We start from the raw sequence: 7995 nt of genomic DNA, 5'->3' as shown, positions 1-7995 counted from the left end.
CCCGCGGTCCCGGTCGCGGGTCGCGCGGGCGCCGCAGACCGGCCAGGGGCTGAGGCCGCGGCGCGCGGCGAGCAGGTCGGCGACGGCGATCTGCTGCTCGCGGGTGGCGAGGTCGGCGCGCGGGGCGTAGGCGAGGCCGCCGTTCTCGCGCCAGGTGGGGTTGTCGAACTGGAGGCCGCCGTAGTAGCCGTTGCCGGTGTTGATGTGCCAGTCGTGGCTGCTCTCGCAGTCCGCCACGTTCTCCCAGTCGTACCTCCCGCCGGGGTCGGCCCCGTGGTCGCGGCCCGGGGGCGCGGCCTGCGCCGCGGGGGCGGCGAGGGCGACGGCCAGGGCGCACAGGGCGGTGGGGACGAGGCGGCGGAGACTCGCGGTGGGAGGCATGGGCGGCTCTCAGGTCCGGGGACAGGGCGTACGCCGTCCGGAGACGGCGCACTCCCACCGACGCACGCCGGGTGGGGCGGATGGTTGCCGACGTGTCCGGGAAGTCACCCGCCCGGCCGCCGGGTACCACCCCGGCGGCCCGCGGCCATTCGGCCGCAGCCGCCGAACGACGGCGCGAGCCGTAAGACCGACGTAATCGAGGTCCCGCTTCCGTCGGAGCCGTGGCCTCCTACAGTGGCCGGGACGTCTCCGAGGAAGGGCACGAACGATGACGAACGATCAGCAACTCCCGCGCGCCGAACTGGGCGTGATCGGCGGATCGGGGCTGTACGCGCTGCTGGACGACGTGACCGAGGTGCGCGTCGACACGCCGTACGGGCCGCCGAGCGACGCGCTGTTCCTCGGCGAGGTGGCCGGCCGCCGGGTGGCGTTCCTGCCCCGGCACGGGCGCGGGCACGGGCTGCCGCCGCACCGGATCGACTACCGGGCCAACCTGTGGGCGCTGCACGCGCTCGGCGTGCGCCAGGTGCTCGGGCCGTGCGCGGTGGGCGGGCTGCGGCCGGAGTACGGGCCCGGCACGCTGCTGGTGCCGGACCAGTTCGTCGACCGCACCTCCGGCCGGGTGCAGACCTACTACGACGGGCTGCCCCTGCCGGACGGCTCGGTGCCCGAGGTCGTGCACGTGTCCATGGCCGACCCGTACTGCCCGGCCGGCCGCCGCGCGGCGCTGGACGCGGCGCGCGACGTGGCCTGGGAGCCGGTGGACGGCGGGACGCTCGTGGTGATCGAGGGCCCGCGCTTCTCCACCCGCGCCGAGTCGCGCTGGTTCTCCGCGAACGGCTGGTCGGTGGTCGGCATGACCGGTCACCCCGAGGCCGTGCTGGCGCGCGAACTCGGGCTCTGCTACACGTCGTTGGCCCTGGTGACCGACCTCGACGCCGGGGTCGAGGCCGGTGAGGGCGTCACCCACGCCGAGGTGCTGAAGGCGTTCGCGGGGAACGTCGACCGGCTGCGCACCGTGCTGTTCAAGGCACTGGAGAGCCTGCCGGCCGACCGCGACTGCGTCTGCTCGCACGCGCTGGACGGGCTCACGACCGGTCTGCCGGGCGTCTCCTCCGCAGGCTGATCCCCTGGGTGCGCCACCGCCGGACGAACGCGACCAGCAGCGCGACGCCGGCGGTGGCGGCCAGCACCAGCAGCAGGTTGCGGCCGTAAGGCAGCGGCAGGACGGTGGAGTTGCCGTGGTTCGTGCCGTCCCGCAGGACGGCCGGCAGCCCGACGGCCGTCACCGCCGCGGCGACGACCAGCCACGCGCGCAGCACCGGGCCGCGGGCGTAGCGGGCGCCGACCAGGCAGAGCAGCGGCACCCACAGGCCGTCGTGCAGGATCACCGCGCCGACGGCCCAGACCAGGACGTCGAGCGGGGCGGTGATGTAGGAGTCGGCGAGCAGGCCGGAGAGGCCGAAGCCGAGCAGGGCGAGGCCGCCGAGCAGGAGGGCGGCGCGCAGCCAACGGGGCATCAGACGACCTCGATCCGTTCGACCCACTTGGTCTGCAGCACGCCGGGCCGGTTGGGGCAGATGACCCGCGCAGGGTAGCCGTGGTCGGCGTTCAGGACCTCGCCGTTGACCCGCAGGGCGAGCAGTGCGAGCGGGTCGACGCAGTACTCGGTGGGCATGTTCATCACGCGGTACGGCCCGTTCGTCTCGAAGGAGGTGACGCGCAGCGCGGCCCCGGCAGGGGCGCCGGCGCGCTCCATCAGGTCGGCGATCCGGACCCCGCTCCAGCGGGCCGTCGCGCTCCAGCCCTCGACGCAGGCGATCGGCAACTCGGCTTCGTGCTGGGGGAGTTGCGCGAGCTCGGCGAGGGTGAGGGTGTACGGGCGGGGGCCGTCGACGCGCAGCCGCCAGTCGGCTGGGGCGGTGACGGCGCCGGCCTGGGCGGCGGTGCGGTTGATCGGAAGTCCCTGCGGGCCGATGTCCGGGCGGCGCGGGGCGAGCAGGTCGAGGCCGCTGAGGAACGGCACGGTCTGGCCGGCGGTGGTGAGCGTGACGACGCCCGCGGCGGCCGTCACGGCGGTCAGGAAGGCGCGGCGCTGCGGGAGTCCGACGGCCGGGCGGCGCCAGTGCCGGGCGATCAGCGTGCCCTTGGCGGCGATGTGGACGAGGAGGCCGCCGGTGGCCAACCAGGCCAGCCAGAAGTGGGTTTGGCGGAAGGGGAACGGCCACGGGTACCACTGGAGGGTGTTGAACAGGCCGGTGAACAGCTCCAGCAGCATCGCCGCGACGAGGACGAAGATGCCGAGCCGCTCCAGCGCGTGCAGCACGCTGCGGGCGGGCGGCCATTCGAACAGCCGTGGGTAGACCGTCCACAGCTTCGCCCCGAGCAGCGGGATCGCGGCCAGGCCGCTGATCACGTGGAGGCCCTGGGTGACCTGGTAGCCGCCGCCCGGCCGGCTCTGGAGGTACGGGACGAGCCAGCTGGGTGGGTCCTGGAGGCCGTGGCTGATCAGGCCGGTCAGGAAGCAGACCAGCAGCGCGGCGCCCAGCCAGCGGCCGAGCACGACGGTGGTGCGCGGCTCGTGCAGCGCCGAGCGGAACGTCCCCTCGCGGAACGGGCCGCGGCGCAGGGCGTCGGGTGGCGGCGGGAGCGGGAGGTCGTAGCGAAGGGGTGCGCTGGGCACGTCGGGGGGTTCGGGCGTCTTCGGATTCACGTGCCCATGGAACCGTTTCAGGGCCCCGCGGCGGCGCTCCGACGTGCTTACGGAATCCGAACGGCGCCACGTCGCGGCGGTCCGGCCGGGCCGGGCGGTGGGAGGGTGGGCGCCGTGCCCACTCGTGCCCTCCTCGCCCTCGCCGCCCTGGTCGGAGCCCTCGCCGTGACCGTCACCGGCGGCGGCACGCTCGACCACCGTGCGCCCCTGTTCGTCTGGTACGCCGTCGACGCCGGGCTGTTCGCGCTGGCGCTGGTGCTGCTGCGGAAAGTGACGGACCGTCAGGTCGTCCCGCTGGTGCTCGCCGGCAGCATTGCCGTCGCCGCCGTCGGCCTCCTCGCGCCGCCGCGCACCAGCGACGACGCCTACCGCTACGTCTGGGACGGCCGCGTGCAGGCTGCCGGGATCTCCCCGTACGCGCACACCCCGGACGATCCGGCGCTCGCCCGGCTGCGCGATCCGGGGCTCTGGCCGACGGCTGGGGAGTGCTCCGGCTGGGACGAGCGGCGGACGGTGGCCGGGGACTGCACTCACATCAACCGGCCTGCCGTGCACACGATTTACCCGCCCGTCGCGGAGGCGTGGTTCGTCGTCGTACACCCGTTCGGCGGCGGGGTGCGCGGGGCGCAGGCGGCCGGGGCGCTGCTCGCGGTCGCGACGACGGGGGCGCTGCTCGTGGCCGGGCGGGGGAGCCGGCGCGCGGCGCTGTGGGGGTGGTGCCCGGGCGTCACGGTGTGGGCGGTCAACGACGCGCACGTGGACACGTTGGGCGCGCTGTTGCTGGTCGTCGGGCTGGGGTGTGTGGCGCGGCGGCGCTCGGCCGTTGGGGGTGTGCTCCTGGGGGCCGCCATCGCGGTGAAGCTGCTGCCCGGGCTGGCGCTGCCGGGGGCGCTCGCCCGCCGGCCCGTCCGGGAGAGCGCGGTGCTGCTGGCGTGGACGGTTGGCGCGTTCGCGCTCTCGTACCTGCCGTACGTCGCCGCGTCGGGCGCCGGGGTGCTCGGGTACCTGCCGGGCTACCTGCGGGAGGAGGGCTACGAGCAGGGGCACATCGACCGGTTCGGGCTGCTGGCGCTGGTCCTACCGGATGCGTTGCTGCCGTGGGCGGCGGGTGCGGTGCTGGCCGGGGTGGCGCTGTGGGTGCTGCGGCGCGGAGACCCGGCGCGGCCGTGGTCGGGAGCGCTGCTCGTCACCGGGACGGCGCTGCTCGTCGTGGCGCCGTCGTACCCGTGGTACGGGCTGCTGGTGGTGGCGCTCGTGGCGCTCGACGGGCGGTGGGAGTGGCTGGCCGTCCCGGCGGCGGGGCAGGTGCTGTACCTGACGGGCGGGATCGGGGCGCAGCAGGCCGCGTACGGGGTGGCGCTGGCGTGCGTCGTGGCCGGTGGTGCGGCGCGGCGGCGGGGCGGTCGGTGGGCCGTCGCGCGGACGGTTGAAGAGCGCGGTGTGAAGAGGACGGTGTGAAGAGGGTGTCCGTCCGGTGGCTCCGGTGCGCGGACGGCATCGGGCGGGTGCCCACGACGTGCAGGTCCGGGCACCCGCCGTGGCGGGCGGGGAACGCCGGGTAGGCGTCGGTTCGGGGGTCTTGTCCCCGCCCGGGGCTTCTGGCAGGCTCGGCCGCGACGCCTCAAAGGGTGCCGCCGGGGCACTCCTGACCGAGGGGCCAAGAGGCGGTTGGGCGACAGCCGCACGCGTGACGCACGAACGGCGTCCTGCAAGGCTCCCTGGACCCCGGCCCAAATCCATGCCGCCGTCCGGTTCAGGCCTTCCGCTCAGGCCTTCCGCAGGGCGAGGAAGCGCCGGCCGTGCGAGGTCCAGCGCTCGGCCTCGGCGAGACCGGCCGCGCGGGCGCGGTGCAGGGCGGCGCGGGTGCCGAGGCGGGCCCAGGGGAACGGCGGGCCGAGCCGGCCGTCCGGGCCCTCGACCCGGACGACGGCGCGCTCGTCCGTCTCCCTCGCCTCCACCTCGACGAGCAACAGGCCTTCCGGCGCGATGAGTTCGGCGCCCCGGCGGAGCAGCGCGACCGGGTCGCCGCCGATCCCGAGGTTGCCGTCGGCGAGCAGCGCGGCGCCCCAGCGGCCCTCGGCGGGCAGGCGGTCGAAGACCGACCGGCACAGCGCCGGGCCGCCGAGGCCGAGCGTGCGGGCGACGGCCGCGCCGGTCACGTCCACGCCGAGCGTCGGGACGCCGAGTTCGAGCAGCGCGGCGACCAGGCGGCCTGGCCCGCAGCCGAGGTCGAGGACGGGCGCGGACAGCCGGGTGCAGCGCAGCAGCAGGCTGTGGTCGGCGCCGGCGGCCGGGGCGCACCAGCGTTCGACGTCGAGCCGCAGGCGGTGGCCGTCGGAGCGGCGCAGCCAGAGCGGGCCGCGGCCGGTGCGGACGGCTTCGGCGAAGGGGTCGTCGACCCAGGGGGTGGCGGCGGTGATCGTCAACTCGCCACCTCGGGAGCGGTTTCGGCGCTGCGGAGGCGGGCGGCGAAGCGGCTGTGCGGGGCTTCCCCGGCGACACGGAGCGCATCGTCGGCGGTGTCCACGTCGGTCAGTTCAGGAAGTTGATGAACCGTCAGGCTGGCTGCGTCGAGACGGTCGAGGAGGTGGGCTCCCGTGTGTGGCGTCGACATCGGTACGCCGCGCAGCAGTTGAGCGGCGAGTGCGGGCGTCGGCCGGGCGAGGCCGAAGGCCCAGAAGCCGCCGTCGGCCGCCGGTCCGTACCACGCGTCGACGCCGGCCCGCCGGGCGGCGGACAGTGGCTCGGCCAGCACGGCCGCGCTCACCTGCGGGGTGTCCATGCCGACGAGCAGCGCGGGTGCGCCCGGGGCGTGGCGGGCGGCGTGGGCGAAGGCCGCCGCGAGCCGCTCGTCCAGTCCGCCGCCGGACTGCGGCACGACCCGCCAGCCCGGCGGCAGCCACCCGCCCGGTTCGCCGTCCAGCACCAGCAGGCGCAGCCCGGCCGGGACGGTGGACAGGGTGTGCAGGGTGTCGCCGAGGGCGGCCTCGGCCAGGCCGGCGGCCTGCTCGGGCGTGAACGGCGGGGTGAGCCGCGTCTTCGCCCGGCCCGGGACCGGGGCCTTGGCGATCACCAGCAGCGTGGGCGGCGGCGCGGCCAGCACCGCCCGCATGTCGTGGACGGCCTGCCGGGTCCCGCGAAGGGTGCCGGTGACCTTGGAGCGGCCCGCGCGCGGCAGGTAGTCGACGGGCGTCTCGGCGATCCGCATCCCGGCCGCCGACGCCGTGAGCACCATCTCCAGCGGGTAGCCGGAGCGCCGGTCGCCCAGGCCGAGGGCCAGCAGCCGCTCCCGGCGGGCCGCCCGCATCGGGCCGAGGTCGTGCAGCGCGGCCCCGGTGCGGGCGCGCAGGCGGCGGGCGAGGACGGCGTTGGCGAGGCGGGCGTGCACCGGCCAGGCCCCGGCGGTCGCCGGGCGGCGCCGGCCGAGGACGAGGTCCGCCGTGCCCGCCAGCACCGGGCCGGTGACGCGCGGCAGCTGGGCCGGATCGAGCGAGCCGTCGCAGTCCAGGAAGCACACCAGCTCGGCGGTGGCCGCGAGCAGCCCGGCGTGGCAGGCGGCGCCGAAGCCGCGCCGCGGTTCGGCCACCACCGTCGCGCCGAGCGAGCGGGCCAGCTCGGCCGAGCCGTCCGCGGAGCCGTTGTCGACGACGATCGCCCGCCAGCCGGCCGGGATCCGCCCGAGGACCCAGGGCAGCGCGGCGGCCTCGTCCAGGCAGGGCAGGACGACGTCGACGGAGGGAGGTGGGGAGGTGGGTGTGGTCACGCGGGCCACGCTAAGCGCGGACGGGCCGCGTGCGGGGGCACCGGCGTCTTACGGAACGCGGACGTCGCGGCGGCTGGGCCGTCCGGGGGATCTTACGGAACGCGGACGGTCGGCGTGCGGGGTCGGCACCCGGCGCCGCGGCCTCCTATCCTCGGCGGGGTGAACGACATCCTCGGCGGGGCGAACGGTGCCTCCCGCATCCTGGTGATCGACGACGACCCGACCGTGGCCGAGGTCGTCGCCGGCTACCTCACCCGCGCCGGCCACCGGGTGGACCGCGCCGCCGACGGCGCCGAAGGGCTCGCCCTCGCCCGCAGCGCGCCCCCGGACCTTCTGGTGCTGGACCTCATGCTGCCCGGCCTCGACGGCCTGGAGGTGCTGCGCCGCCTGCGCGCCTCCGCCGAGGGCGCCGGGCTGCCGGTGGTGCTGCTCACCGCCAAGGGGGACGAGGCCGACCGCATCCTCGGCCTGGAGCTCGGCGCCGACGACTACGTCACCAAGCCGTTCAGCCCGCGCGAACTGGTGCTGCGGGTGCAGTCGGTGCTGCGCCGCGCCCGGGCCGGCGCCGGGCCGGCCGCTTCGGACGGCGGACCGCTGCGCTCGGGGGACATCGTCCTCGACCCGAAGGCCCGCCGCGCGCAGCGCGGTGAGCGCGAACTCTCGTTGACCCTGCGCGAGTTCGACCTTCTCGCGTTCCTGCTCCGGCACCCCGGCACGGTCTTCTCCCGGCAGGACCTCATGCAGCGCGTCTGGGGCTGGGACTTCGGCGACCTCTCCACCGTCACCGTCCACGTCCGGCGGCTGCGCGAGAAGATCGAGGACGACCCCGCCGCGCCCGCGCTCATCACCACCGTGTGGGGCGTCGGCTACCGCTACGACCCGGCCGGCGGTGGTGACCGGTGAAGGACCTCCTGCTCATCGCCCTGTTCGCGGCCCTCGGCGCGGGCGGCGCCGGACTGCTCGGCTGGCCGGCGATCCGGCTGCTGCGCCGGCGCTCCGTCGCGCTCTCGCTGTTCTGCGTCGCCGTGGTGACCGTCCTCGCCGTGACCTCGGGCACCTTCGCCGTGGCGCAGGCGATGTTCCTCTCGACGCACGACCTCGGCGTCGTCATCACCGTGCTCGGCATGGCCGCCGTCGA

8 protein-coding genes and 2 pseudogenes are annotated in these 7995 nt (G+C 76.2%); 4 read left to right on the top strand and 6 right to left on the bottom strand.

The annotated features are described in order from the left end of the window. Positions 1-381 (bottom strand): transglycosylase family protein (locus tag AB0O00_RS24055; RefSeq protein WP_363654981.1); only part of this gene is annotated, 381 nt, incomplete at its 3' end. A 268-nt stretch (positions 382-649) separates the two neighbouring features. Between AB0O00_RS24055 and AB0O00_RS24050 the strand changes: the two genes are divergently transcribed. Next, positions 650-1507 (top strand): S-methyl-5'-thioadenosine phosphorylase, encoded by an 858-nt coding sequence (locus AB0O00_RS24050; protein ID WP_363654979.1) that lies wholly within the window; start codon positions 650-652, stop codon positions 1505-1507. On the opposite strand, the gene AB0O00_RS24045 is transcribed toward AB0O00_RS24050, so the two are convergent. Together AB0O00_RS24045 and AB0O00_RS24040 are read right to left on the bottom strand one after the other, a co-directional pair. Beyond that, positions 1470-1901 (bottom strand): hypothetical protein, encoded by a 432-nt coding sequence (locus AB0O00_RS24045; RefSeq protein WP_363654977.1) that lies wholly within the window; start codon positions 1899-1901, stop codon positions 1470-1472. The genes AB0O00_RS24050 and AB0O00_RS24045 overlap by 38 nt on opposite strands. Next, complete coding sequence (locus AB0O00_RS24040) at positions 1901-3010, bottom strand: molybdopterin-dependent oxidoreductase (protein WP_363654986.1); 1110 nt, start codon at positions 3008-3010, stop codon at positions 1901-1903. Before AB0O00_RS24040 ends, AB0O00_RS24045 begins: the two co-directional genes overlap by 1 nt. Positions 3011-3208: 198 nt before the next feature. On the opposite strand from AB0O00_RS24040, the gene AB0O00_RS24035 reads away from it, so the two are divergent. After that, positions 3209-4552, top strand: coding sequence for a glycosyltransferase family 87 protein (locus AB0O00_RS24035; RefSeq protein ID WP_363654975.1), 1344 nt, complete (start codon positions 3209-3211; stop codon positions 4550-4552). Between the two features lie 308 nt (positions 4553-4860). On the opposite strand, the gene AB0O00_RS24030 is transcribed toward AB0O00_RS24035, so the two are convergent. The 3 genes and pseudogenes from AB0O00_RS24030 to AB0O00_RS24020 all read right to left on the bottom strand — a co-directional run. Further along, the gene (locus AB0O00_RS24030) at positions 4861-5520 is read right to left on the bottom strand and encodes a class I SAM-dependent methyltransferase (protein WP_363654973.1); all 660 of its coding nucleotides are present in this window, start codon (positions 5518-5520) and stop codon (positions 4861-4863) included. Continuing rightward, entirely contained in the window at positions 5517-6206 is a 690-nt protein-coding gene (locus AB0O00_RS24025) for a DUF2064 domain-containing protein (protein WP_363654984.1), read from the bottom strand. The genes AB0O00_RS24030 and AB0O00_RS24025 overlap by 4 nt, the downstream gene beginning before the upstream one ends. After that, positions 6180-6857: pseudogene (locus AB0O00_RS24020) on the bottom strand (glycosyltransferase family 2 protein); the annotation flags it as partial. The gene AB0O00_RS24025 and the pseudogene AB0O00_RS24020, both read right to left, overlap by 27 nt. Before the next feature lie 198 nt (positions 6858-7055). Here AB0O00_RS24020 and AB0O00_RS24015 point away from each other — a divergent pair. Together AB0O00_RS24015 and AB0O00_RS24010 are read left to right on the top strand one after the other, a co-directional pair. Beyond that, complete coding sequence (locus AB0O00_RS24015; RefSeq protein ID WP_363654982.1) at positions 7056-7760, top strand: response regulator transcription factor; 705 nt, start codon at positions 7056-7058, stop codon at positions 7758-7760. Next, a pseudogene (locus AB0O00_RS24010) lies at positions 7757-7995 on the top strand (two-component sensor histidine kinase); the annotation flags it as partial. The gene AB0O00_RS24015 and the pseudogene AB0O00_RS24010, both read left to right, overlap by 4 nt.

Source organism: Kitasatospora sp. NPDC093558, assembly GCF_040683475.1.
Classification (GTDB): domain Bacteria; phylum Actinomycetota; class Actinomycetes; order Streptomycetales; family Streptomycetaceae; genus Kitasatospora.
The sequence above is the reverse complement of the archived record's forward strand: the minus strand, read 5'-3'. Positions and strand labels throughout refer to the sequence as shown.